This window comes from Lysinibacillus sp. FSL K6-4013 (assembly GCF_038630435.1).
In the GTDB taxonomy this organism is placed as follows: domain Bacteria; phylum Bacillota; class Bacilli; order Bacillales_A; family Planococcaceae; genus Lysinibacillus; species Lysinibacillus boronitolerans.
The window spans coordinates 1,688,045-1,711,324 of sequence record NZ_CP152031.1 but is presented as its reverse complement, the minus strand read 5'-3'; the positions used below and the strand labels follow the sequence as shown (position 1 = coordinate 1,711,324).

Annotated in this window: 24 protein-coding genes and 1 pseudogene; 6 read left to right on the top strand and 19 right to left on the bottom strand. The window is 37.5% G+C overall.

Annotated elements, in window-relative coordinates:
• The first annotated feature begins 76 nt into the window (after positions 1 to 76).
• Both MHB39_RS08205 and MHB39_RS08200 read left to right on the top strand, forming a co-directional pair.
• Positions 77 to 502: a DUF4183 domain-containing protein gene (locus tag MHB39_RS08205; RefSeq protein WP_342546248.1), complete on the top strand. Its 426-nt coding sequence runs from the start codon at positions 77 to 79 to the stop codon at positions 500 to 502.
• 24 nt (positions 503 to 526) lie between these two features.
• On the top strand, positions 527 to 847 hold the full coding sequence (locus tag MHB39_RS08200; RefSeq protein ID WP_312124489.1) for a DUF4183 domain-containing protein: 321 nt from the start codon (positions 527 to 529) through the stop codon (positions 845 to 847).
• A gap of 40 nt (positions 848 to 887) precedes the next feature.
• Here the strand turns inward: MHB39_RS08200 and MHB39_RS08195 are convergent, their stop codons facing one another.
• The 11 genes from MHB39_RS08195 to MHB39_RS08145 all read right to left on the bottom strand — a co-directional run bounded on the left by MHB39_RS08195 (position 888) and on the right by MHB39_RS08145 (position 12,890).
• Positions 888 to 1,622: a 5-oxoprolinase subunit PxpA gene (locus tag MHB39_RS08195; RefSeq protein ID WP_342546898.1), complete on the bottom strand. Its 735-nt coding sequence runs from the start codon at positions 1,620 to 1,622 to the stop codon at positions 888 to 890.
• Complete coding sequence (locus MHB39_RS08190; protein WP_016991914.1) at positions 1,622 to 2,485, bottom strand: biotin-dependent carboxyltransferase family protein; 864 nt, start codon at positions 2,483 to 2,485, stop codon at positions 1,622 to 1,624. Before MHB39_RS08190 ends, MHB39_RS08195 begins: the two co-directional genes overlap by 1 nt.
• Before the next feature lie 3 nt (positions 2,486 to 2,488).
• Positions 2,489 to 3,184, bottom strand: a complete 696-nt coding sequence (gene pxpB / locus MHB39_RS08185; RefSeq protein WP_312124492.1) for a 5-oxoprolinase subunit PxpB — start codon at positions 3,182 to 3,184, stop codon at positions 2,489 to 2,491.
• Positions 3,168 to 3,782 (bottom strand): pyroglutamyl-peptidase I, encoded by a 615-nt coding sequence (gene pcp, locus MHB39_RS08180; RefSeq protein WP_312124493.1) that lies wholly within the window; start codon positions 3,780 to 3,782, stop codon positions 3,168 to 3,170. The genes pxpB and pcp overlap by 17 nt, the downstream gene beginning before the upstream one ends.
• A gap of 5 nt (positions 3,783 to 3,787) precedes the next feature.
• Positions 3,788 to 6,613: a M14 family metallopeptidase gene (locus tag MHB39_RS08175; RefSeq protein ID WP_258860625.1), complete on the bottom strand. Its 2,826-nt coding sequence runs from the start codon at positions 6,611 to 6,613 to the stop codon at positions 3,788 to 3,790.
• 8 nt (positions 6,614 to 6,621) lie between these two features.
• Positions 6,622 to 7,524 (bottom strand): ABC transporter permease, encoded by a 903-nt coding sequence (locus MHB39_RS08170; RefSeq protein WP_342546243.1) that lies wholly within the window; start codon positions 7,522 to 7,524, stop codon positions 6,622 to 6,624.
• Positions 7,524 to 8,456, bottom strand: a complete 933-nt coding sequence (nikB, locus tag MHB39_RS08165; protein ID WP_036077499.1) for a nickel ABC transporter permease — start codon at positions 8,454 to 8,456, stop codon at positions 7,524 to 7,526. Before nikB ends, MHB39_RS08170 begins: the two co-directional genes overlap by 1 nt.
• Before the next feature lie 67 nt (positions 8,457 to 8,523).
• The gene (locus MHB39_RS08160) at positions 8,524 to 10,104 is read right to left on the bottom strand and encodes an ABC transporter substrate-binding protein (RefSeq protein WP_342546240.1); all 1,581 of its coding nucleotides are present in this window, start codon (positions 10,102 to 10,104) and stop codon (positions 8,524 to 8,526) included.
• Positions 10,105 to 10,136: 32 nt separating this feature from the next.
• A complete protein-coding gene (locus tag MHB39_RS08155) occupies positions 10,137 to 10,928 on the bottom strand; it encodes an IclR family transcriptional regulator (protein ID WP_016991920.1) in 792 nt (263 codons plus the stop codon).
• Complete coding sequence (locus MHB39_RS08150; RefSeq protein WP_036077504.1) at positions 10,925 to 11,902, bottom strand: dipeptide ABC transporter ATP-binding protein; 978 nt, start codon at positions 11,900 to 11,902, stop codon at positions 10,925 to 10,927. The genes MHB39_RS08155 and MHB39_RS08150 overlap by 4 nt, the downstream gene beginning before the upstream one ends.
• Positions 11,877 to 12,890 (bottom strand): ABC transporter ATP-binding protein, encoded by a 1,014-nt coding sequence (locus MHB39_RS08145; RefSeq protein WP_026023343.1) that lies wholly within the window; start codon positions 12,888 to 12,890, stop codon positions 11,877 to 11,879. The genes MHB39_RS08150 and MHB39_RS08145 overlap by 26 nt, the downstream gene beginning before the upstream one ends.
• Before the next feature lie 482 nt (positions 12,891 to 13,372).
• On the opposite strand from MHB39_RS08145, the gene MHB39_RS08140 reads away from it, so the two are divergent.
• The 4 genes from MHB39_RS08140 to MHB39_RS08125 all read left to right on the top strand — a co-directional run bounded on the left by MHB39_RS08140 (position 13,373) and on the right by MHB39_RS08125 (position 16,458).
• On the top strand, positions 13,373 to 13,834 hold the full coding sequence (locus MHB39_RS08140) for a chemotaxis protein CheX (protein WP_004269332.1): 462 nt from the start codon (positions 13,373 to 13,375) through the stop codon (positions 13,832 to 13,834).
• Between the two features lie 337 nt (positions 13,835 to 14,171).
• The gene (locus MHB39_RS08135; protein ID WP_009370491.1) at positions 14,172 to 14,294 is read left to right on the top strand and encodes a hypothetical protein; all 123 of its coding nucleotides are present in this window, start codon (positions 14,172 to 14,174) and stop codon (positions 14,292 to 14,294) included.
• 24 nt (positions 14,295 to 14,318) lie between these two features.
• Entirely contained in the window at positions 14,319 to 14,810 is a 492-nt protein-coding gene (locus MHB39_RS08130; protein ID WP_016991924.1) for a cytochrome b5, read from the top strand.
• Complete coding sequence (locus MHB39_RS08125) at positions 14,797 to 16,458, top strand: b(o/a)3-type cytochrome-c oxidase subunit 1 (RefSeq protein WP_016991925.1); 1,662 nt, start codon at positions 14,797 to 14,799, stop codon at positions 16,456 to 16,458. The genes MHB39_RS08130 and MHB39_RS08125 overlap by 14 nt, the downstream gene beginning before the upstream one ends.
• Positions 16,459 to 16,521: 63 nt before the next feature.
• Here the strand turns inward: MHB39_RS08125 and MHB39_RS08120 are convergent.
• The 8 genes and pseudogenes from MHB39_RS08120 to MHB39_RS08085 form a co-directional block, all read right to left on the bottom strand.
• A pseudogene (locus tag MHB39_RS08120) lies at positions 16,522 to 16,800 on the bottom strand (carboxypeptidase M32); the annotation flags it as partial.
• Between the two features lie 426 nt (positions 16,801 to 17,226).
• Positions 17,227 to 17,493, bottom strand: a complete 267-nt coding sequence (locus MHB39_RS08115) for a hypothetical protein (protein ID WP_036077509.1) — start codon at positions 17,491 to 17,493, stop codon at positions 17,227 to 17,229.
• Positions 17,494 to 17,839: 346 nt separating this feature from the next.
• A complete protein-coding gene (locus MHB39_RS08110; protein ID WP_342546235.1) occupies positions 17,840 to 19,336 on the bottom strand; it encodes a carboxypeptidase M32 in 1,497 nt (498 codons plus the stop codon).
• 76 nt (positions 19,337 to 19,412) lie between these two features.
• Positions 19,413 to 20,507 (bottom strand): AraC family transcriptional regulator, encoded by a 1,095-nt coding sequence (locus MHB39_RS08105; RefSeq protein WP_342546234.1) that lies wholly within the window; start codon positions 20,505 to 20,507, stop codon positions 19,413 to 19,415.
• Positions 20,508 to 20,774: 267 nt separating this feature from the next.
• Positions 20,775 to 21,722 carry a malate dehydrogenase gene (gene mdh / locus MHB39_RS08100; protein ID WP_016991928.1) on the bottom strand — a complete coding sequence of 316 codons (948 nt, stop codon included), beginning with the start codon at positions 21,720 to 21,722 and terminating at the stop codon, positions 20,775 to 20,777.
• On the bottom strand, positions 21,722 to 22,090 hold the full coding sequence (locus tag MHB39_RS08095) for a BMC domain-containing protein (protein WP_342534287.1): 369 nt from the start codon (positions 22,088 to 22,090) through the stop codon (positions 21,722 to 21,724). The genes mdh and MHB39_RS08095 overlap by 1 nt, the downstream gene beginning before the upstream one ends.
• The gene (locus MHB39_RS08090) at positions 22,083 to 22,367 is read right to left on the bottom strand and encodes a EutN/CcmL family microcompartment protein (RefSeq protein WP_004269324.1); all 285 of its coding nucleotides are present in this window, start codon (positions 22,365 to 22,367) and stop codon (positions 22,083 to 22,085) included. The genes MHB39_RS08095 and MHB39_RS08090 overlap by 8 nt, the downstream gene beginning before the upstream one ends.
• 36 nt (positions 22,368 to 22,403) lie before the next feature.
• On the bottom strand, positions 22,404 to 23,273 hold the full coding sequence (locus MHB39_RS08085; RefSeq protein WP_258860627.1) for a phosphate propanoyltransferase: 870 nt from the start codon (positions 23,271 to 23,273) through the stop codon (positions 22,404 to 22,406).
• Positions 23,274 to 23,280: the final 7 nt, after the last annotated feature.

Below are 23,280 nucleotides of genomic sequence, written 5' to 3'. Positions count from 1 at the left end.
TATATTTTCTTCATATTTTAAAGTAAGCATATTCGGGGCAAAGTTATATTTTTTTATGAAGGGAGTGTGATGACATATGATGAATCCTAAGTCTCGTCAAATCATCGAAAAATATTGTTCATGTAACTGTGAGGAGCGATTTATCTGGCCCCGTATAAAGGCTACAAACGGCATACCCATTAATCCTCCTACTGAAATAGTCCCAGAAGGAACGATTATACCAACGATCCAGCGATATTTTTATATCGTTACAGCTGATCTTGATCTATCTAATGGGGCAACTCTTCCAGCCGATCTCTTTTGGAATGATGAAGCAAATTCCGTTACTGAGTTTGCAGTTTTTTCACCCAATGGTTACGTTAACCTTTATATTAATGCAGTAATGCAGGAAGGCGGTATTTATACGGTAACCCCAGCCTCCCTGACAATCGTACCCTATAATGCGACATTGTATAGAGGAACACCCATTATTATCGAATCGCTAGGCTTTACAACAAAATAAAGGAAATGAAAGGAGGTGAAATGGGTGGCACTTTCCATTATTAATATTCACGTCAATGTAACAGGTAGTTCTACAAGATTTTTTAACGTCTTAGCTGCACCACTAGCCATTGCAGATGGCACAACAGTCGCTGCATCAACGTTTTTAACTGATAGCGGTACAGCCGCAACAGCATTCCCAGAAGTCGCGAATGGTTACTATAACTTATATATCAATGGTGTTCTTCAGGAGGGTGGTGCCTATACAGTTTCTACAACTGAAATAACGTTCAATACTGTCACAGGTACACTTTCTGCTGGTACGCCCATTGTGCTAGAAGCTGTTGAGCTAGTGACAACAATCTAAATAAAATGGATGCCTTGTTTAGGGCATCCATTCTTACATTTTATTGTAATTGCTGTCTAATATCCGCAATTTTTTTCGCATAATCTAGCGCATGGGGGCCATCACCGTGAATACATAAGGTTTGCACCGCAACTTTAATTTTTTGGGACTGGACTGACAACACTTCATTAGCAGTCAAAATACCTTTTACATGCACTAGCATTTCTTCTTCCGATTGTATTAAGGCATTTGGTTCCTGTCTGTTCACTAATGTGCCGTCATCGTTATAGCGTCGATCCGAAAAAACCTCCTCATATACCGGAAGCCCTATGTCTCTAGCAATCTCTACGATGAGGCTACCAGATAAGGCATATAAAATAAGCTGTGGATTAAAATCATACACTGTATTGACTACAGCTAACGCTTTTTCACGGTCATTCGCGCATTGATTATAGAGAGCGCCATGTGGTTTAACATGATGAAGCGTACCTTTTTCAATCTGCACAAATGCTTGTAAGGCACCAATTTGATAAACCATCATATCGTAAATTTCAGCTGGGCTACATTCCATATTGCGGCGACCAAATCCCTCTCGATCAGGATAGCCTGGATGTGCACCAATATGAACATTTTTATTAATGGCACTACGGACAATTTGATGCATAATCGAATGATGTCCAGCATGGTAGCCGCATGCAATATTGATGGAAGTTACATAGTCTAATAGTGCTTCGTCTTTACCTGTGATAAAAGCATTATAGCTTTCACCTAAATCACAATTAATATCAATTGGCATCATGCTTCCTCCAGTACAAAGTGAATAGTGTTAAACATACGCATTTGCGCTACTTTATGTAAATCCTCTTCATGAACTGTCGCAATAATAGGATAGCCTCCTACTGTTTGAGCATCAGCCATCAGGATAATGGGATCACCACTTTGCGGCACTTGGATCGTACCGAACTGTGTAGCTTCTGACAGTATATCTTTCATTTCCTGAAGTTGTAAGGCAGGTCCTTTTATGTAGTAGCCCATACGATTGCCGCCGATAAATTGAAAAGGATTTTGTAAAAATTGTTGCTGACTCTTTTCTGTAAATAAATGAAAGTGCGGTCCTTTAAACAATCGAACCGTAATGGAACTGTCAAAATTCGGACGATAGGGTGCATATAGCCCTCTATTATATTTTAAAGACGATGATACCTGCCCATACAAAATACTTCCTTTTGTAATCCGTGTTCCCAAATTGCCAAGCGGAAGGCAGGATTGGCTACCAAGCTCATCGTTTGTACGAAAACCTCCTAATGGAGTTAAGTAAACAATAGAGCCTTGATGGACACCCTTGATAGCTAATCTATCTCCCCTCGTTAAATGGAATGTTTTCCACATTTCGATTGGTACATGATTAACCAAGCATGTACTATGCCCCCCTGTTAATACATAAACACAATCAGCAAGCGCCTCGAATTCAAAACCACCCACAAACATTTCAAAAGACGTTTGATCATGGTGGTGATGTAAGATTCTCTGAGCTGCTTGAAACGATCGGTTATCCATTGGTCCAGATAACGGAATACCAAATGCCCGATAGCCGTACCTTCCTTTGTCTTGTAAGCTACCATAAACCCCTTGTTTTGTTACGAGCAGAAGTGGCTTCAAACGCTACACTCCTTTGCTTTTCATTTCCCAAAATTGCTGTTTGGTTATTTCATAAAACTGAACTTCATCACCAAGTTCAAATAAAAATGGCTCTTTGCCATGAACATCAAATAAATCCAACGGTGTTTTCCCTATAATATTCCAGCCACCGGGTGAATCGACAGGATAGATTCCTGTTTGTCCACCCCCAACTCCAACAGAGCTTGCTGATACAGATGCCCTTGGTTTCTGTAAGCGTGGCACAAATAATTTAGAATCAAGCTCGCCTAAGTAAGGAAAGCCTGGTAAAAAGCCGATTAAATACACATAATAGCTTTTGGACATATGCAATGTTTTAATGTCCTCAAAAGGTAAACCTGTAAAATTCATGACGCGCTTTGAATCTAAGGCAAATTCCTCATCATAGCAGACGGGTATTTTTAAAAATCGATTCGTTCCTTTATCAATTGTTGTGGAGGCTTGCATCTCAAGCCACTGCATTTCTAAACGTTCAACATCTATTTTTTGTTTAATATAAGCTGTTACTGTATGGTAGCTTGCAACACTTTCAACTAGGTTATGTCGTAGCTGCTGTTTCAGAAAACGATTAAACGTTTGGACCGCGTGAAAGTTTGAGTGGGAGATTTCCTCCTTGAATGCAAAACGAATAGTATGTTGACTAATCCACATCGAATGAGGAAAATCAATGATTGGTTGCACGTGCCGTCTCCTCAATACAAAGCTGTACTGCAGCTATCAAATCTCCGATATTCCAGCCGGGAATTTTGCCATGTTGGATTGCCAGCTCAAATGATGCTGGAATATGAATAAAGCCAGCACGAACCCCTTTATGTTGCTGTGCATAAGCTAGCCCTTCATACATAATGTTATTACACAAGTATGTACCCGCTGTATTGGAGATTTCCGCTGGATATCCTTCTGCCTGCAAACGATTTACCATACTGCGAATCGGTAAGTTTGTTAGATAAGCATCCTCCCCCTCCTCATAGATACTCTCATCAACTGGTGTATAGCCATTATTATCAGGCTCTCCGTCTTTCACATTAATGGCAATGCGCTCTGGTGTTACCTTAAAACGTCCTCCTGCTAACCCTAATGAAATGATGATTTGTGGTTTCACTTCTTCTATATGTTGTTTTAATTGCTCCGCTGATTGCTGAAAATCAACAGATAAAATTCGTCCGACGATATCATAGCTATCTATCTTCTTTCCATTTAATGCTTCCACAATTTGCATTGTTGGATTTATTTTAAAATCAAGAAATGGTTCAAACCCTGTTACTAATATTTTTGTCATATTTGTCACCTGATTTCTATCGGACGTTTTTTAAAGTAGCGTCCAAATTGTTTAATTTTATTTACTTTAGTAGAAAGTGCTGCTTCAATAATAGCTTGATTAAATAATTTATGTGCTTCAATACAAGAAGTTAATTCTTCATCATAAACAATTTCATCAGACACTTCAGAAATGATATCTAGAGCCACCCACTGCGGGTAGCGTAATATACTTACAGATGAGTATGTTGGCGTAACTTCCATACTTCGATAAAAATTTATATTTCCCATTTCTTCAATTGGGTACTTTTGTGGATCCCACTTTGTGCCATATTTATAGTAGCGTTCACGCCAATAAGCATTTTCTTGGGCAAATATTGTACCCTCAAAAATCATATTCACTTTTTCAGCTACTCGTTCTAGATTCGTAGCCTGGACTTCCCTCGTATCATAATCCGCATATCGACCAATTCCGTAGATCTTAGCACTTGGAAGCGTGTAAGAAACAGGGAAAATAGGTGGACACGCATATCCTGCGAATGGTTGAACCCATTCACGAGCAGGGATTCCATGATCATCAATCACTATATCAGGTGCCCATTTTTTTAAGATAAGTGGTAAAACATTTGCCTCACCAAATACACTTTCTTGGAATTTGACATAGGCAAACTCTAAACCTACCGCATTAAATCTTGCAGCATGATGTTTCCATTTTGGATGTTCTTTTGTCAAGCTCTCCATTATTTCATAACCATCTGGATTTGATAGCGGAATAATGATTATATTAATCTTTTTTAAGATTTCAGGATGGTGACAAATAATATCTTCCATGAGCTCTAATATAGCAGGTGTACTAGATACTTCGTTTGGATGATGGCCCGCTTCAAAGACAATCGTATGCTTTTCATCCGATTTTTTAAGTCCTGAATAAAAGTCACTAGTAATAGGCTCAGTCACTTCAAAAAATGGAATGACATTCCCTTTGTAAGATATATCCCCATAATTTAGTTTGACCTCAGAATAATTTTGATACCGCGTTGATAGTTGATAAACATTTTTAATTTTGTATTTTAAATTATCATTCATTTCCATTACTTTCAGATAATTACCTAAATACATTTCTACTGTTTCAAATTGCCCCTCTTGGTTAAATAAAATTCTTTTTGTAACTGGAACTAAATTGGTTTTTTCATGCCATTTGTATGCCCGTATTACACTTTTAATAGGCTTATAAATATTTTCCTCTATATGAATAAAGGGAATAATACCACCAGGAGCTTGATAAGGTTGATTAACTAATCGGCGACCGAGCTCATTAAAATAATCAAGCGTGTTAAAATAAAGGTCTTCGTATAACGCTTCAAAGGACGAGTTTGCTTCTTGCTTCACGTTTAATTCTTCTTCAATTCCAGATGAAGTAAAGTCAATTTCGATGCGATCAAATAAAGGGAACAATTGTCCTTGATCACGATTTGTTACATCAATATTTAATTTTCCCACTATCTGAGGAAGAAACTCATTGATATACGTTTTATAGAAACGCTCACGATCTGACAATATTGCATTTTCTTGAACCAGTTTCCCATCTTCAAATAACCTATACCCCGCTGTAGTTGGATAGACTTTTCTCTGACCATCAACATAATCCAATTCACTAATCAGCGGATTTAATTCAGCAATTAATAGATCATCAACATAGACACTATAGATGTGCTGCTGTGTGCTTGAAAGCTCAAATTGTACATTTTCTTTCGGTATGCCATATTGCATTTCAATCAATTCATCCACTGGGTAAAGTTCCATAATCCAGCGATTATGTTGTTCTAAACCATTTTGATTAACCCCATCTTTACATATTATTTTTACTTGTTCAAAATGACCCGAAACAGATGGAAGTACTTCCTCTAATATCCAGTATAACCCTGTTTTAAACGCAGAGCGAACTGTAATTGTCTTTAAATTTGAAAATTTCTTATACAAATCTAAACAATATTCATCTCGATTTTTTTTAGAAGCTGTAAGATAGATTTCAGCATCAAGCATTTTATTTGGTTCATCTTGCAAAGCATTTAAAATATACGATGCTTCCGATTCATCTTCCCATGTTGTTTCATACAACAAATCTGCTACATTTACTTGTTTTTCGTTTAGCTCCCAAACACCAAATAAGCCACCTTCAGACACATGCTTTTCTTTTGCTATTGAATGTAGGACAGTCGGTAAGCAATCTTTAGTACCACAAATTTGAATAACGTTTCTAGAACTTAACTCTATGAAATTTTCAGTTCCTTGCTTGATATCAATCGAGAACTGTCGATGATCTTCTGTGACAACTGGTAAAGAAACAGAGGTAGCATACAGTCCTAAACGTAATGCAAGATAGCAAACTTCTTTTATAATGGCGTTTGACATGATTTCTTGTTGTAAATTAATTTTCACACTTAAATGCTGATGTGGATGTGCCTCGTCCTTCTCACCAGTTCCATAGGCTGACCACAGATGACTTAAACTTTCATAATAAGAGGATGGAATATCTGTATGCGTTTCGGCCATTCCTTCACTTGCTATCGTACTTAACAACGTTGACAGCGAAGACTCAGTCTCATAATAGAGTGTAAAGATAGACCCATTCTGTGAAATAAATGTACTACTATGTTGTAAAAATTCCATTGAGTACTGCTGATTAGACGCTTGAAATAAATCAAAATCTATTTCATTTGACTCTAAGCCTAACCTCGCACAAAAATCAATCAATCCGATTGGAACAAGATTTGTAGGTAAGTTTATAAATAAAGAAGGCTTTTTTAGGGTTTCATTCTTATTAAATAAAATTGAAAATATTTTAGAGTTCACACTATCACCTAAACTTTCATATTTGGATCTAAGCGATCTCGTAGCCAATCTCCTAGTAAATTAAAGCCTAGTACAGTTAACATAATTGCAATACCTGGAAATACAGAAATCCACCAAGCTGACGTCATATAATTCCGACTGTCTGCTAACATTCCGCCCCACGAAGGTACTGTCGGTTCAACACCTAACCCTAAAAATGTTAGTGAAGCCTCTAATAAGATAAACTCTGCGATACACATCGTTGCTAACACTAAAATCGAAGAAGCAACATTTGGTAAGATGTGCTTAAGGATAATTTTAAAATGTGTGCCTCCGATTGCCTTTGTAGCCTGTATATATTCTTGTTCCTTTAGAGCTAAAATCTCCCCTCGAATTAGCCTAGCAAAACTAACCCAATATGTAAGTCCAAGAATAATAATGATTTTTTCAATCCCTGTTCCAAATACACTCATAATTACAATTGCTAGTAAAATAAATGGCAGACCTAATTGAACTTCAGCTAACCTCATGATTAAATCGTCCATCCATTTCCCAAAATACCCTGACACAATTCCAAGAAATGTTCCAAGGACTAACGAAATGAGCACACCACAAATCCCTACCAAAAGGGAAATACGAGCACCATATATAATCCTACTTAGCAAATCCCGTCCAACTTGGTCTCCCCCAAGTAAATATTGAGATTTACCAGTATCGTCTAACCATTTAGGCAAATCTAGACGATGTCCTAAGCTAGCTGCTCCTGGATCATGTGGAGCAATATAAGGGGCAAATATCGCACATAGAATAGTCGTGACAACTAATAATAGACCGATTATCCCAGTTGGATTATTTTTAATAAACTTTAAAATACTTATTATTCTACTAACCTTTTTTATTTCGACTGTTTCTGCTTCCATTATCTGTGTCATTAATTGTCACCTCTTCCAGTGCGTATTTTTGGGTTAATTAATGAATAACATAAATCCACAATTAGATTGACGACAATCATGATAAGAGCTAGGAGAATTACTCCACCCTGTACGACTGGATAATCTCGTTGATTAATAGAATCAACAATTAATCTTCCGATTCCCGGCCAAGAAAATACTTGCTCTACAATAACAGCCCCCCCTAAAAGTCCACCGAACTGTAACCCAACAAACGTCACAGTTGGCAATAAGGCATTTCGAAAGGCATGTCGAATAATGACAAGCCATTCTCTAATTCCTTTTGCTCGAGCAGTTGTCACATATTGCATTTTAAGCACCTCAAGCATAGAGGTACGAATTAATCGAACTAAAATACCAGATAAAATCAGACCCAATGCAATGGATGGCAGGATCAATGAGCTAAACCCATCAAAGCCCGATACAGGTAACCATTTTAACTGAACAGCAAAGATCAAGATTAGCATAAACGCTAACCAAAAATTAGGGAAAGAGATACCTAATAAAGAAAAAATACGACCAAAAATATCAATGGACTTGCCTTTATAAACTGCAGATAGGATACCGATAGGAATAGCGATTAACAATGCTACAGTCATCCCCCCTAAAGCAAGTGCTAGTGTTGGCCATGCTCGTTCTAACAACATTTCCAAAACTGGACTATTCGAACGATACGATGTACCAAAATCAAGCGTTACTAAATCTTTCATGAATATGATATATTGCTCCCAAATAGGCTTATCTAAACCCAACTTTGCTGTCAGTTCCTCTACTGCTTGTTGTGAAGGTTCCCCAGCACCGAACATGATGCTTACCGGATCCCCCGTTAAACGAATGGCGAAAAATATAATTAATGAGACAGCAATTATCACCAACACTGTATGCGATAAACGTCGTAGTATATAGGAAAGCATAATTCCATCCTCCTAATTTGAAATGAAAGAGATAGTATGACAAGCATACTATCTCATAATTTTTTACTTACTCGACAGTGACACCTTCAAATCTAAAGCGGCCATCATGAGGTGGTTGGAAATCTTTTATTCGTTTATTCACTGCGTATATTTCAACCTCAGAATATAAATTAACTTCTGCAGCATCTTCATATAACACTTCTGTCAGCTCTTTAAAGATTTTTTGACGCTCCTCATTATTAATCGTTGCTCGCTCTGCCGCTAATAATTGTTCAACTTTTTCATTTTTATAGGATGGATTCCAGAATTCCCCTTCGTGATACATTAAATAAGCTGTATTATCAAAATCTAAAGTCCAACCACCCCAGCCATTTTTATACATTTGACCAGCTTTCCCTTGTGGTATTAACTCTGATTGGAATGTAGTATTTTCCACACTATTAATAGAAACTTTTAATCCCACTTCTTGTAAATAAAATGTTACTGCTTGGGCTATTTCTTTAAATGTTCCATCCGTACCTGGAATAAACAATTCAAGTGTAGTACCTTCAGGAACCTTAGCTTCGGCAAGTAATTTTTTTGCTTTTTCTGGATCATATGGATATGGCTCTAAATCTTTGTTATAGCCAAAAGATAGATTACTTTGGAACGAACTAATGAGGTTGCCATAGCCACCTAAAATTTCTTTCACTATTGTTTCCTTATCAATGGCATAGTTAATCGCTTGACGAACACGTACATCATCAACAGGCTTTTGTGCTGTATCAAAACGAATTGAATACGCTGTAGGAGTGGACACATCCTTTAATTCAATGAAATCAGTTCCTTCTGCTGTTGCCGCTTGCGAAACCTCTAAACGTGTCATAATATCAATATTTCCTGTTTGTAATTCTGCCAGTGCCGTCGCTGTTTCTGGAATCACTTTAAATGTTACTTTATCTAGTTTAATAGCATCTTTATTCCAATAATCTTCATATCGCTCAATAACTACTTGTTTATCACGTTGATAATCAGTCATTTTAAATGGACCAGTACCAACAGGCTTCATGTCAAAATTCTCTGCACCCTGTTCTTGGATATATTTAGGTGGTACGATGACAGCACCATATCCTGAAAGTTTAGTCAATAATACTGGGTCAATGGCATTTAGGTGCATAGTGACTTCATAGTCACCTGTCACTTCAACATTGTCAATCGACGTATAGTTTGAATATTGCGGACCTTGTTGACCTTCTTCTCCTAGTAGTCGATCAAATGTAAATTTAACTGCTTCCGCATTAAACGGTTCGCCATTATGGAAGGTAACACCTTGTCGTAGTTTAAAGACAATCGTTTTATCATCTATATATTCCCAAGATTCCGCTAATCCTGGTTGAATTTCTAAATCTAAAGAACGACTTACTAATCCTTCAAATACCGATGTTGCTACTGTACTCCAAGCAAGTAAAAATGTATCAATTGGGTCCCAGTTTTGTGGGTCTCCTGCCACACGAATAACTAATTCATTTCCACGTGTTGCTGCTGGATTTTCACCAGATGATTTACTACTATTTTTACTTTCGTCTTTTGATGATGTACCGCCACTACATGCTGTTAAAACAATCATTATACAAACAAGTAATAGCGCAATCCATTTTTGTTTCTTCATACATTGTTCATCCCCTTTTGTATTTGTGCTATCTATACGCCATAAGGATATGGCATCGAATAACCTAGTTCAGCAGATATTGAAGCTGCCGTTTCCCACAGACCTTCTAAAAATTCATTTATTTTTTCTTTTGGTATGAGTGTCTCTATGCCCGCTATACTAATCGAGTATTCTACCTTGCGTTCACTATTGAAAATCGGTACTGCTATTGATACAGTGCCTTCTTCCAATTCTGACACGCTGTAGGCATAGCCATTTTTTTTCCCAAATTCAATTAGTTCAAATATCTCTTCATCAGTAACAGGTGTTCCACTAGCATATTTTTTACGAGTTTTTTGAAGTACCTCACTAATTTTTTCCTCTGATTGAAAGGATAAAAGTATTCTTGAACAAGCGCCTGCATAAAGAGGTGCTCTTCTCCCCACCCGTGTATATAATAAAACTGGTTTTAAACTTTCGATTTTTTCGATATAAAGACCATCTGTTTCATCCAGTATGCTTAGTTGAACAGCCAAGTCAAACTTCTGTTGCAACATCTTCATATACGGTATAGCCAAAGAACGAATTTCAATTGAATTTGCAGCAATTGCACCTAATTCAATGAGTTTATTCCCAAGTAGATAATGATCACTCAATACTAACTGTCCACCGCTTTGAACGTAAGGACGTTTTAATACGCCTAAATCTGTAAATGTTTTTAAAAACCTATGTAAAGTCGGTTTAGGAATATCCGTTTCGATTGCTAGCTCGTCTAACCGCCAAGAAGGTTTTTCTTCAGTAAATAACGTTAAAATATTAATACCTTTTTCCAATGTTTTGCTCATGTTAATCGCTCCATTTGCTCTTCATAAAGTAAACAGGAAACTTCATGCTTATCGCCAATTTTTTTAAATTTCGGAGGTGTCACTTTACATATTTCCATGCAGTTTGGGCATCGTGTATGGAATGTACAACCCGATGGTGGATTAGCAGGATTGGGAACATCTCCACTTAGCACTATTCGCTCCTTTACTTTTGAAGGATGAGATTTTGGTAATGCCGATAGTAAAGCTTTTGTGTATGGATGTTTAGGATTATTAAATAATTCGTGTTTATCTGCCATTTCCACTAACTTTCCTAAATACATTACCCCTATGCGGTCACAAAAATGATGCACTACACTTAAATCATGTGATATAAAAATGTAGGTAAGGTTCATTTCCTTTTTTAAATCTTTCATAATATTTAATACTTGAGATTGAATGGAAACATCCAGAGCAGATACTGGTTCATCTGCAACAATCAATTTTGGATTGGACACTAATGCTCGAGCAATTCCAATCCGTTGTCTTTGACCACCTGAAAATTCATGTGGAAAACGTTCTAACTGCTTTTGTGTAAGTCCAACCTGTTTAGCTACTTCATAAACGCGTTGTTTTCTCTCTTCCTTTGTACCTATTCCAAAATTCACCAAAGGTTCTTCGATTATTTTAAACACCTTCATACGAGGATTAAGGGAAGAAAAAGGGTCTTGAAAGATGATTTGCATATCACGGCGCTTTTGACGTACCTCTTTTGGGCTAAGAGTGGCAATATTTTCTCCATTCAGTAAAATTTCACCCTCAGTAGGTGTTAGAAGCTGAATTAATGTTTTACCCATAGTGGACTTTCCGCACCCAGACTCTCCGACAATTCCTAAAACCTCACCCTCATTTACAAAAAATGAAACATCATCTACTGCTTTTAAATGACCAGAACGTGATCCTTTAACTGGAAAATATTTCTTTAAGTGTTTAACTTCTAACAATGGACTGCCCATTGACAATTCCCCCTCCTACTTCGTTCTCTTCGTACAGCCAACATCTAACTTTGGTACCAATAGAGGTTGTATATAGATCAGGCTTCTTTTTACATTGATCTGTTGCAAATTCGCAGCGATCGAAAAATCTACAACCTGAAGGCATATCGGATGGTGATGGCACCACCCCTTCTATTGATGGAAGGTACTCTTGTTCTGATTCAATGTCAGGCAATGAATTTAATAACCCTTTTGTATATGGATGAAGCGGATAATTAAACAAATCTAGCACTGTTGCCTCTTCCACTATTTCACCGGCATACATCACAATTACTTTCTCACATATTTCTGCTACTACACCAAGATCATGGGTAATTAAAATGATGGACATATCTAGTTTTTCTTGTATGTCTCTCATTAAATCTAAAATCTGAGCCTGGATTGTCACATCTAATGCTGTAGTAGGTTCATCTGCAATTAATATTTCTGGTCCACAAGCCAATGCCATGGCGATCATAACCCTTTGTCGCATTCCTCCTGATAATTGATGAGGATATTCATTCACTACTTTATCTGGACGAGGAATACCTACGAGACGAAGCATATCAACGGCACGTTCATGAGCTTCTTTCCTTGAAATTTTTTCATGGCTATGAATCATTTCCATAATTTGGGAACCAACCTTATATACTGGATTGAGCGAACTCATTGGTTCTTGAAATATCATAGAAATTTTTTTCCCACGAATCTTTCGCCATTCCTTATTCGACTTTTTATTAATTTGTTTTTGATCTATGTAAACTTCTCCACCTTGCCAGTTAACCCCGGCAGGTAACAATCCCATAAGTGAAAGTGATGTCATGCTTTTTCCACAACCTGATTCCCCTACAATCCCCAAAGTTTTTCCTTTTTCAAGTTGAAATGATACTCCATTCACAATGGCAATATCTTTTTTATTTTGTTGAATACCTATTTTCAAATCGCTTACTTCTAAAATATTCAAACTCATTTCCCCCTCCGTTCCAAAATATGAAACGCGATTCCATTTTTTAAAATCTTAACAGAAAAAACTTGGTTATTTCAATAGTTTTCAGAAAAAAATAAAAATTCATCTTAATTAAATTATTCCGAAAAAACATTTAATTTTTTTATCATTCCTAGAAATACAAAAAAACATGGTCCGAATATTCGGACCATGCCTAAAGATGTTTAACAAGTATTAGCTCTTATTTCAAATGTGCAGTTGCCTGGTTCATGACGTATTTTCCAACTCCAATATAGATCACTACAGCTGCTCCAATCAATACGAAAGTCATTGCGAACCGCTCCTTCTTAGTTATTTTTCGTTAAGTTTTCAGACGTTTACATTGAATTTGAAAATCATTCTCATTAATATATTATAAATTTCACGTTAATTCGTCAAGACATACTTTCATCTTACCCTTTTTACATGGTAAGATGTAGAAAAGTCGGAAAAAGGATGCGGTAATGATGAGTAATTCGAAGTACTTTCAAACTATTTTAAACGGGACAATCCACGCTTTAAAAACCATTCTTCCTATGGATATAGAAGTAAAGTCGCCTAGTATTATTTCTGAACCCTTTCAACAGCAACAAATGGGCGTATTAATTGGCTTAATCGGAGATTTAAAGGGACGCGTTATCATTGACTCCTCTCCCGAAGTGTTCAGCGGGATCGGTAGCACTATGTTCGGTATGCCGCTTGAAGGAGAAATGCTAGAATCCTTTACAGGAGAATTTGGTAACATGATTGCAGGAAATTTATGTACAGCTGTTGGGCAAGAAAGCTTAGAAATTGATATCACTCCGCCAACGGTGATGGTGGGCAATACAAAATTATATGGCTTTGAAAAGGCCTTTGCTCTCCCAGTTTCGGTCCCAAGCGTCGGTGCCCTAACAGTTCTATTAACAATTGAAGAAGAAGCGGAATAGAAGCTTGGTAGGTTTAAAGTCTGTTCCAAATAAGACATTGTATGCAAGACATTCAGCATGTATGTGTGTAAGATTTGCCTTTCGCCCACAAGGGAATGAGAAGGACGGTTCTCCCTTTCTTAAAATCTATTATTTTTATTAAAAAAAGTTAATTACAATCATTAAGCAAGCCATCTCAATGACTTTTGAGATGGCTTGTTTTTTTTCTCTCTTAAATCCTTCACACTTTCTTCACATAATTCCCCTAGAAGTGTGATTTTTTTCACATCAAAATGCAATGGATTTCTATATGATGACTGTAAGAAACACAACAATAAAAAGCGTAGGAGGAGCAAAAATGGCAAATAAAAAGAAGTCAGATGAAAATTTAAAAGGTTCACTCTATGCAGTTTTTGGAGTAGGTATTATCATCATTTTACTTTGGGTGTACTGCTTCGATTTGTTCATTGGACGGTTTTAATCTACGAAGAAGGGACAGAAACATATGCACATACATAAGTATGAGAAATACTGGCTTGTGTTTGGAGTTACCACTTTAGTGGCATTCCTGATCATTCTCGGTATCGGAGCATTTCATCAAGGCTCCCATCCAAACAATGGTAAAAAAACACTAGATTACGAGAAAGTGAAAGAGACAGCACCTTTTGATAATCCAGGTGTCCATAAGGTAGAAGGTAAGGATTGGGATTACGAAGTGGTGGTAATTGCTTCTGCATTCAATTATAATCCTCCACAAATTGAGGTTCCACTTGGTGCAAAAGTGAAATTTATCGCAACAAGCGAGGATGTTATGCATGGTTTTGAGGTTGCAGGTACGAATATCAATATGATGCTTGAGCCTGGCTATATTTCGGAATATGTGACAGAAGTCAATAAGGTTGGCGAGTTTTTAATCGTATGTAATGAGTATTGTGGTACTGGACATACGATGATGCACTCTATGCTAAAGGTGGTGGATTCAAATGAGTCACACTAATTCAATGACAAAAGTGGATCGTCGAGATGCAAAGCTAGCAATGGCACATATTTACGTGGCATTTATCGCATTGTTATTAGGTGGTCTTGCAGGTTTATTACAGGTTTTTGTACGCTCTGGTCAATTTACATTACCAGCAGGCATTGGTTATTATCAAGTACTAACAGTTCATGGTGTATTACTCGGTCTTATATTAACTACATTCTTTATTTACGGCTTCCAAATTGCAAGTGTAAGTCGAACATCTGGTACATTCACTGATACTCAGAGAAAACTTGGCTGGATTGGTTTTTGGTTAATGACTATTGGTACAGCTGCTGCAGCAACGATGGTTTTATTGAATAAGGCAACTGTTCTTTATACATTCTATGCGCCATTAAAGGCACATTGGATTTTCTATTTAGGTCTTACATTCGTCGTAGTTGGTTCTTGGGTTGGCGGCGCAGGTCAAATTTTACGTTATGTCCAGTGGCGCAAAGAAAATAAAGCGAGTGGACAACGCAGCCCATTACTATCATTTATGGTAGTTGTTAATAATTTAATGTGGTTCGTGGCAACGCTTGGTGTTGCAGCTTCTGTTTTAATTCAATTGTTACCATGGTCCTTAGGTTTAATTGAGCGTGTCGATGTGGCATTATCGCGTACCCTTTTCTGGTATTTTGGCCATGCGCTCGTATACTTCTGGTTATTACCTGCCTATATGGTGTGGTACGTGATTATTCCAAAAGTAATTGGTGGGAAAATTTTCTCCGATTCTTTAGCAAGACTTTCGTTTATGCTGTTCTTACTCTTCTCTATTCCTGTAGGGATTCACCATCAGTTAACAGAGCCTGGTATTGATGGTACATGGAAGTTCATTCAAGTTGTTTTAACATTTGCTGTAATCGTGCCTTCTCTCATGACGGCCTTCTCGATGTTTGCAATGTTCGAGTTACGTGGACGTGAATTAGGTGGAAAAGGACTATTTGGTTGGTTTAAAAAATTACCTTGGAAGGATGCTCGTTTCTTCGTACCATTTATCGGTATGGTGTCATTTATTCCAGGTGGTGCAGGCGGAATTGTCAATGCCTCTTATCAAATGAACCAATTAATTCATAATACTATTTGGGTTACAGGGCATTTCCATTTAACGATTGCCACAGCTGTTGTTTTAACTTACTTCGGTGCGGCATTCTGGTTAATTCCACATTTAACAGGCCGTACACTTTCGAAGTCTTTAAATAATCTTAGTAATTTCGCTGGTATCTTATGGGCTACTGGTATGACGATCATGTCTTCAGCAATGCATATTGCTGGTCTGATTGGTGCGCCTCGTCGCTCAGATTACTCAGAATATGGTGGCGCTCAGCAGGCTTACGATTGGATTCCTTATCAAATCGCACAAGCTGTGGGTGGAACAATTCTCTTTATCGCCATCCTAGTGATCATTTATATCGTAGTGAAATTAGCTTGGTTCGCACCTAAAGGCGAAGAGGAATTCCCAGTAGGTGATGTACATGAGCTTAGCGGTCCAACACCAGCTATTTTAGAAAACTTTAAAATATGGCTTGTTATTTTAGTAGCCTTAATTTTATTCGCTTACACAGTACCAATTATCGATATTATTTCGAATTCACCAGCCGGCTCCAAAGGCTATCAATTGTGGTAAGCATCCAAAGCATCTTCCTATAAAAAAGCGATTTCTCTGTAACGAGAAATCGCTCTTTTCACTTTATAATTGATAGAGTTTCGTATATTTTTCTTGTAAATAGTCTGCTAGGTACTTCGCATTTAAGCCTTCCCCTGTCGCTTCTTGTAATAGCTCGAATGGCTTTTTCAATGCTCCATATTGGTGGACCTTGTCTGTTAACCACTCACGAATAGGTAGTAGCTCTCCCTTTTCTAATAGCTCATCAAAGTTTGGAATATCCTTATCCATCGCGTGCTTCCACTGTGCTGCATAAATCATTCCTAATGCATAGGATGGGAAGTAACCGAACATGCCACCTGACACTCACTAAAATGTCTCTCGATGTTGCTTACTCTGAAAATCGTCAAGTAAATCCCTCAATTACTCATAAATTTAAATAGTTGTCCCATAATATCATATTCTTGAGCAGGAATTGCATTAATTAACTTATTATATTTTCCATCTGCCTATGTTCCTTCTTTTCCATATAAAAGTTACCAAGTTACATATACTTCACAAACTTAATCGAATTCTAACATAAACTTCTTGTTGAGTAGATTTGTAATAAAGTTTGATTAAATTAACGATATCAACCTTGATATGAGAACAAAACTAAAGAGCAAGTTTTGAAAAAATGATTGTTCAAAGCTTGCTCTTATTTAATGGGATAGATTAAATTTTTTAAAGTTCGATAATTTTTGAAACTCTTGTTGTACAAAGCGCTACGTTAACTCAATTAGTAATTCATTATTTAACCAACGTTTGAAGACTTATTAACACGGGGGCATACACAACTAGTGGAATAAGCAAAATTACTGCACCAATTTTTTTATTCCCCTTTTGTAATAATAAAAGAGTAGTCAAGAAAAATAATGGATAAATAATAAAAGTAATTATTAATACACCATCAACTACTTGATACAATTTTCCTGTAAATGCACTTATGAATGGGATTGAAATCCATTCTAGTACGCAAAATGCAATAACCAATATCCACAACCATTTAAGTGTCACCATAATCACCCCTAAATTTTTAATTGGTCAAAAAAGTAAAAACTATATACGGTTCATCATACATAAGCTACACTACTCAACAATCTGGCCAGATTGTTTAACACAATAGTTCAATTTAAAAATGACTCTTTATTATGTTGAACTTAAAAAATATTGATGTAACATGAAATGTAGCTTACTTTCAATCTTGACTTGTAATTTTAGTAGCCTTATTTATATTAGCTTACACAATTCCAATCTTCGAAATTATTTCAAATTCACCAGCGGGCTCAAAGGCTTTAAGCTTTGGTAAGAATATTTTCAAAGCAACAAGCGATTTCTCTAAAATGAGAAATCGCTTGTTTTTCTATAGCTGATATAGCTTTGTATATTTTTCTTGTAAATAATCTGCTAGGTACTTAGCATTTAAGCCTTCCCCTGTCGCTTCTTTCAGCAATTCAAATGGCTTTTTCAATGCTCCATATTGATGAACTTTATCAGTTAGCCACTCTCGAATAGGTAGCAGCTCTCCCTTTTCTAGTAGCTCATCAAAGTTTGGAATATCCTTATCCATCGCGTGCTTCCACTGTGCTGCATAGATCATTCCTAATGCATAGGATGGGAAGTAACCGAACATGCCACCTGACCAGTGCATGTCTTGTAATACTCCCTGTGCATCTGTCTCAGGACGAATACCTAAATATTCCTCATATTTATCATTCCATACTTGCGGTAGATCTTTAGCTTGTAAATCCCCATTGAATAAGTCACGTTCAATTTCATAGCGAATCATGATATGTAATGGATATGTTAGTTCATCTGCTTCAATGCGAATCAATGATGGTTCTACCATATTGATGGCACGTAAAAAATCGGCTAATGCAACATCGCCAAATTGAGCTGGTGAGAAGTGTTGAAGACGCTCATAGTTATGCTCCCAGAACTTTTCATTTCTGCCGACAAAGTTTTCATAAAATAATGATTGGGATTCATGAATCCCCATCGATGTACCAGTAGCTAATGGCAGACCTGCAAGTTTTTCATCAATGTTTTGCTCATACATCGCATGACCACACTCATGAATCGTGCCAAAAATAGCTGAACGGAAATCATTTTCATCATATTTAGTGGTAATACGCGCGTCACCATAATTTAAGCCGATCATAAATGGATGGACACTTTCATCCAAGCGACCAGCATCAAAGTCATAGCCGAGCTGAGTAAGCAATTCTAACGATAATTCACGCTGTGCCTCTCGCGGGAAATGCTTAAATAGCATGCTAGTATCAGGCTTATTCGATGAATGAGCAATTTTTTGAACAAGCGTCACAATAGACTCTCGTAATTCACCAAATACTTGATCTACGACATCTGTTGTCATATCTGGCTCATATAAATCTAGTAATGTATTGTAGGGAGATCCATTTTTAATGCCCCAATATTGAATGAATTTTTTCTGCCATTGAATGATTTCTTCTAGGTATGGTAGGAATAGAGCAAAATTATTCGTTGCCTTCGCTTCTTCCCAAGCCGTTTCTGCCTTCGATTGAAGAATGACGAATTCTTTGTATTCATTCGCAGGAATTTTTTTATTTTGATCGTAATTCTTTCTTACTTCTTCTACTAGACGCAGTGTTACATAGTCAAGATCAGCTTTTTGTGCCTCTAATGCTACTAAAAGCTCTCCTAGTTCTTCACTCGTCTGCATATCAAATAAGGAGGCTGATAATGTACCAATTACCTCAGAACGTTGTGCTAACCCCTTTTTCGGTGCACCCGTCCGCATATCCCAATAAATCACATTGAGCGCTTCCTCATAATGCTGCATTTTCTTCACATAGTCTGTAAATTGTTGAACAGTCATGCATTCATCCTCCTTTTCACGTTATTATTTTATCATATTTTCGAAAATTTTGTATATTGCGGACTTTCTAGGATAATCATTCAGAATATTCCTTTTTTATCTTCTCTATTATTTTAATATATTGTCTATCCCCCAATCCATAGTGTGGAAATAGGGAAAATAATTGCTTTAACAGGTCATTTTGGGATAGATGGAGGTGTTTTTTTATATACGTAGTGATCTCATTCTCTTCATTTAAATAGCTGAAAAATAATTGAATGCCCTGATACATGACAGGTATAAGCGTTGTCTTGGGCAGACGATGGTGCATCAATACTTCCTGATAGACCTCCCCATACGGTCCAAGTTCTATCTCTGTTTCTTCCACTTCATAGGTCATTTCCTTGACCATATAATAATAGACTTTGCCTTGATAGCTTTGTTGCTCTAGGAAAGCGAGGACTGTCAATAAATTCATCTGACAAAACATATCATCTCCAAACCATAAAACAATACATTCATAGTCATTTGTTAACAATGGCTTTAACGGATTCAATGTCACCTGCTCATATTGCTGTAAAGACACCTCATGCCCTATAGCACGCAGTTTATTAAATTCTTCACTGAAAATCGGACTAATCGTTGGATTCGCACACATCGCTTCATTGAAAGGAACGTAATCGCTGTTGCCCATTAATTGTTGTTTTGCGAACTCCTCATACATCATTTGACCATTTAATACATTCAATAGCTTCTGATCGTATTGCTCATTAATCTTCTCTTGTAATACTTCAATTTTTAATTTCTGAGAGATATCCATCGTCAACCATCCTCCATCATCCTGTAATCTCAACTTTACAAAGGTTTGTAAAGGTTGAGGGGACTTTCCGTAATCATTCGGACTTATACCAAAGTACCTTTTAAAAGCTCTAGAAAAGGATTCCTGCGATGAAAAGCCGTAGTGAAAGGCGATGTCGATTATTTTCTTTTGGGGATTTTTTAATGCAGTAGTAGAAAGATAGATTTTACGTAGTGATCGATATTTTTTAATCGTCATCCCTGTCGCCTGATGGAATTTAAAAGAACAGTAATAAGGAGAATAACCCATATCCTTTCCTAATTGCTCCAATGAAAATCCTTCTGATAGGTGACGCTCAATCCAATCAATCATCTCCTGTACAATGTTGTTCATCCACATCCCTCCCAATTTCATTATAGTAGAAGCGATAATGATTTTTATGATATAAGTTGTGAATGAAAAAAACTGCAGCAAACTTTAAAGTCTGCTACAGTTTCTGCTCCCATAAATACAGGAGAGCTTTCTATATAATTGGGGATTTATACTAGCCTTCAAGTCATGTTCGGTTTCCAATCAAACATTTTTTGAGCTATCATGAAGCTTTATTGGAAAGAAAGTTGGGGATCCTTTCGATCCGTTGAAAAATAGAGTCTGTTTACTCTATTCAATGTTTTGGCAAATAGCAATTACCTGTTTCACAGCCTCTGCAGAGTGCTGAAGGGCTGTTTGTTCTTCATTTGTTAGGTGCAATTCAATGACAGATTCGATGCCATTGCCACCTAAAATAGTTGGTACCCCTAAAAAGAGATCGTGGTACCCATATTCTCCTTCTAATAGGGCAATAGAAGGGATAATTTTTCGTTGATCTTTGATAATAATTTCAACCATTTGGGCACACGCTGCTGCTGGTGCATAGTAGGCACTACCATTACCTAGTAAGCCAACAATTTCACCGCCGCCTTTACGCGTACGCTCCACGATTTGCTGTAGTCGTTCCTGAGGAATTAGTTTCTCTAATGGAATGCCGCCTGCATAGGAATAACGGATTAATGGTACCATTTCATCGCCATGTCCTCCTAGGACGAAGCCTGATACATCCTCTGGTGCTATGTGAAGCTCCTGCGCCACAAATGTGTTGAAGCGAGCTGTATCTAATACACCAGATTGACCAATGATACGATTTTTGGCAAAGCCTGTTTCCTTATGACACACATACGTCATGGCATCAACAGGATTACTCAACACAACAACAATACTATTTGGAGCATAGTGTTTAATTTGTCTTGAAACCTGTTGAATAATTTTAGCATTTGTTGTGACTAAGTCATCACGACTCATCCCTGGTTTACGTGGAATACCTGCTGTAATGACAACAATATCCGCACCAGCGATATCTTCATATTGACTCGTGCCTTTAATGGACACATTGAATTTTTCGATGGGGCCTGTTTGTAGCAAATCCAAAGCTTTCCCTTTTGTCGGGTTCTCGGCCTCTGGAATATCAACAAGCACTACATCGCCTAATTCTTTCTGTGCTAAAAATAAACTCAGTGTGGAACCGGTGTGGCCTGCTCCAATAACAGCGATTTTATTTTTACGAAATGCCATTATGCATCACCTCGATTATCTGTCGCTGATGTTGTTTCTGTTGTTTTTTTAGCACGCGTTGCTGCGGGTGCAGAGACAGCCTTTTTCTTTGGTGCCTCTGGTCCTTTAATCATTTTAAAGACATCTTCATCAGGTCTCGGAATGACGTGAGCGCCTAATAATTCACCAACACGCATAGCGGCTGCTTTTCCAGCCTCTACTGCGGCTTGTACAGAACCTACGTCACCCTTCACGACAATCGTCACGATGCCACCATCCACAAACTCTTGTTTGACGATTGTGACGTCTGACGCTTTAATCATCGCATCAGCAGCTTCATAAGAGCCTACTAATCCTTTTGTTTCGATCATTCCAATTGCGCTACTCATTGTCCTCACCTCTCATTACTTCCGTAGAATCAATAATACCAATGACAACTGCATCAATCGGTAACGGATTATCTTTCATGATATAGCGAGATGACCCACCACTTGTAATCAGGACATCATCACCAATACCCGCTCCTATACGATCAGCTGCAACCATTTCTGTGCGAATCGGCTGTTGATTGGAATCAATAGGTTGAATGATTAGTAGCTTTAAACCATTCAGTCCCTCTTCCTTGCGTGTTGCCCATACACTGCCTATCACTCTTCCCATTTGCATGAACTTCACCCTCTTTATGCGACACACATTGTCTAATTACTCTGAACGAATCGTTAATGTTTTATTTAACTCTCGCAGCTTATCATAAGCCAATGCTGTCACAATGGTTTTCTTTGGAACGACAATTTCTTGTGCATCGATATCGAGCACTTCTATTTGTGAAAGTAGCTTTTTGTCATAATGATAGACGGACGGTTGCTCTACTTTCTGTACGACTGGCGACTGCTCTTTCACAGTGATCATAGGTTCACTTACTTGATGATGCACGATTTCTGCAAGCGTTCCTTGTTGAATTAACCCTGCATTTGCTTCATCTGTATCAATATGCATTTCTAAGCGATAACGCTCTGAAACACGGATAACCACATTCGATAAAATAATTGGGCGAATACCTTCTACCTTAATTTGGACAGATTGCCCATCTACGACTTGGAATCTCGCACTATCCGCTGGGGACATATGAATATGTGCCTGTGCAATAATGAGGCCTTCCTTTAACACAACACTTCCCTTTGGACCAATTAATGTAACAGGACTGGAACCTTGAATATCACCAGAAATTCTTAATGGTGGCTTCAGACCTAATTTCATAGCATCTGTCCAGCTTACTTCCACTTGGGATAAGGAACGAGCGGGACCAAGAATACGCACGCGCTCAATTGACCCTTTTGGACCTGCAATTACTACAGTTTCCTCCGCAGCAAATTGCCCTGGCTGTGAAAGCTCGAATTTCGGTGTGAGCTGATAATTTTCACCAAAGAGCTGTTCCACTTCTGCTTGTGCAAGATGGACATGGCGGGCAGAAACACCAATCGGAATTTTACCGTCATGTGGAGGGGAAGATTGATTTTTTAAGACCTGTTGCAGAACTTCTTCCACAATTTTTTGCACTAAATTTTCTTGCATCTTGCCT

What these genes read in the sequence shown, in the direction of transcription:
- MHB39_RS08145 (WP_026023343.1), bottom strand. Translation starts at nt 12,890, where the DNA reads ATGAGTTTGAATATTTTAGAAGTAAGCGATTTGAAAATAGGTATTCAA.
- MHB39_RS08195 (WP_342546898.1), bottom strand. Translation starts at nt 1,622, where the DNA reads ATGCCAATTGATATTAATTGTGATTTAGGTGAAAGCTATAATGCTTTT.
- MHB39_RS08090 (WP_004269324.1), bottom strand. Translation starts at nt 22,367, where the DNA reads ATGCAAATGGGAAGAGTGATAGGCAGTGTATGGGCAACACGCAAGGAA.
- MHB39_RS08125 (WP_016991925.1), top strand. Translation starts at nt 14,797, where the DNA reads ATGAGTCACACTAATTCAATGACAAAAGTGGATCGTCGAGATGCAAAG.
- MHB39_RS08150 (WP_036077504.1), bottom strand. Translation starts at nt 11,902, where the DNA reads ATGGGCAGTCCATTGTTAGAAGTTAAACACTTAAAGAAATATTTTCCA.
- pcp (WP_312124493.1), bottom strand. Translation starts at nt 3,782, where the DNA reads ATGACAAAAATATTAGTAACAGGGTTTGAACCATTTCTTGATTTTAAA.
- MHB39_RS08155 (WP_016991920.1), bottom strand. Translation starts at nt 10,928, where the DNA reads ATGAGCAAAACATTGGAAAAAGGTATTAATATTTTAACGTTATTTACT.
- MHB39_RS08095 (WP_342534287.1), bottom strand. Translation starts at nt 22,090, where the DNA reads ATGAGTAGCGCAATTGGAATGATCGAAACAAAAGGATTAGTAGGCTCT.
- MHB39_RS08135 (WP_009370491.1), top strand. Translation starts at nt 14,172, where the DNA reads ATGGCAAATAAAAAGAAGTCAGATGAAAATTTAAAAGGTTCACTCTAT.
- MHB39_RS08085 (WP_258860627.1), bottom strand. Translation starts at nt 23,273, where the DNA reads ATGCAAGAAAATTTAGTGCAAAAAATTGTGGAAGAAGTTCTGCAACAG.
- MHB39_RS08205 (WP_342546248.1), top strand. Translation starts at nt 77, where the DNA reads ATGATGAATCCTAAGTCTCGTCAAATCATCGAAAAATATTGTTCATGT.
- mdh (WP_016991928.1), bottom strand. Translation starts at nt 21,722, where the DNA reads ATGGCATTTCGTAAAAATAAAATCGCTGTTATTGGAGCAGGCCACACC.
- MHB39_RS08130 (WP_016991924.1), top strand. Translation starts at nt 14,319, where the DNA reads ATGCACATACATAAGTATGAGAAATACTGGCTTGTGTTTGGAGTTACC.
- MHB39_RS08160 (WP_342546240.1), bottom strand. Translation starts at nt 10,104, where the DNA reads ATGAAGAAACAAAAATGGATTGCGCTATTACTTGTTTGTATAATGATT.
- nikB (WP_036077499.1), bottom strand. Translation starts at nt 8,456, where the DNA reads ATGCTTTCCTATATACTACGACGTTTATCGCATACAGTGTTGGTGATA.
- MHB39_RS08170 (WP_342546243.1), bottom strand. Translation starts at nt 7,524, where the DNA reads ATGACACAGATAATGGAAGCAGAAACAGTCGAAATAAAAAAGGTTAGT.
- MHB39_RS08140 (WP_004269332.1), top strand. Translation starts at nt 13,373, where the DNA reads ATGAGTAATTCGAAGTACTTTCAAACTATTTTAAACGGGACAATCCAC.
- MHB39_RS08110 (WP_342546235.1), bottom strand. Translation starts at nt 19,336, where the DNA reads ATGACTGTTCAACAATTTACAGACTATGTGAAGAAAATGCAGCATTAT.
- MHB39_RS08105 (WP_342546234.1), bottom strand. Translation starts at nt 20,507, where the DNA reads ATGAACAACATTGTACAGGAGATGATTGATTGGATTGAGCGTCACCTA.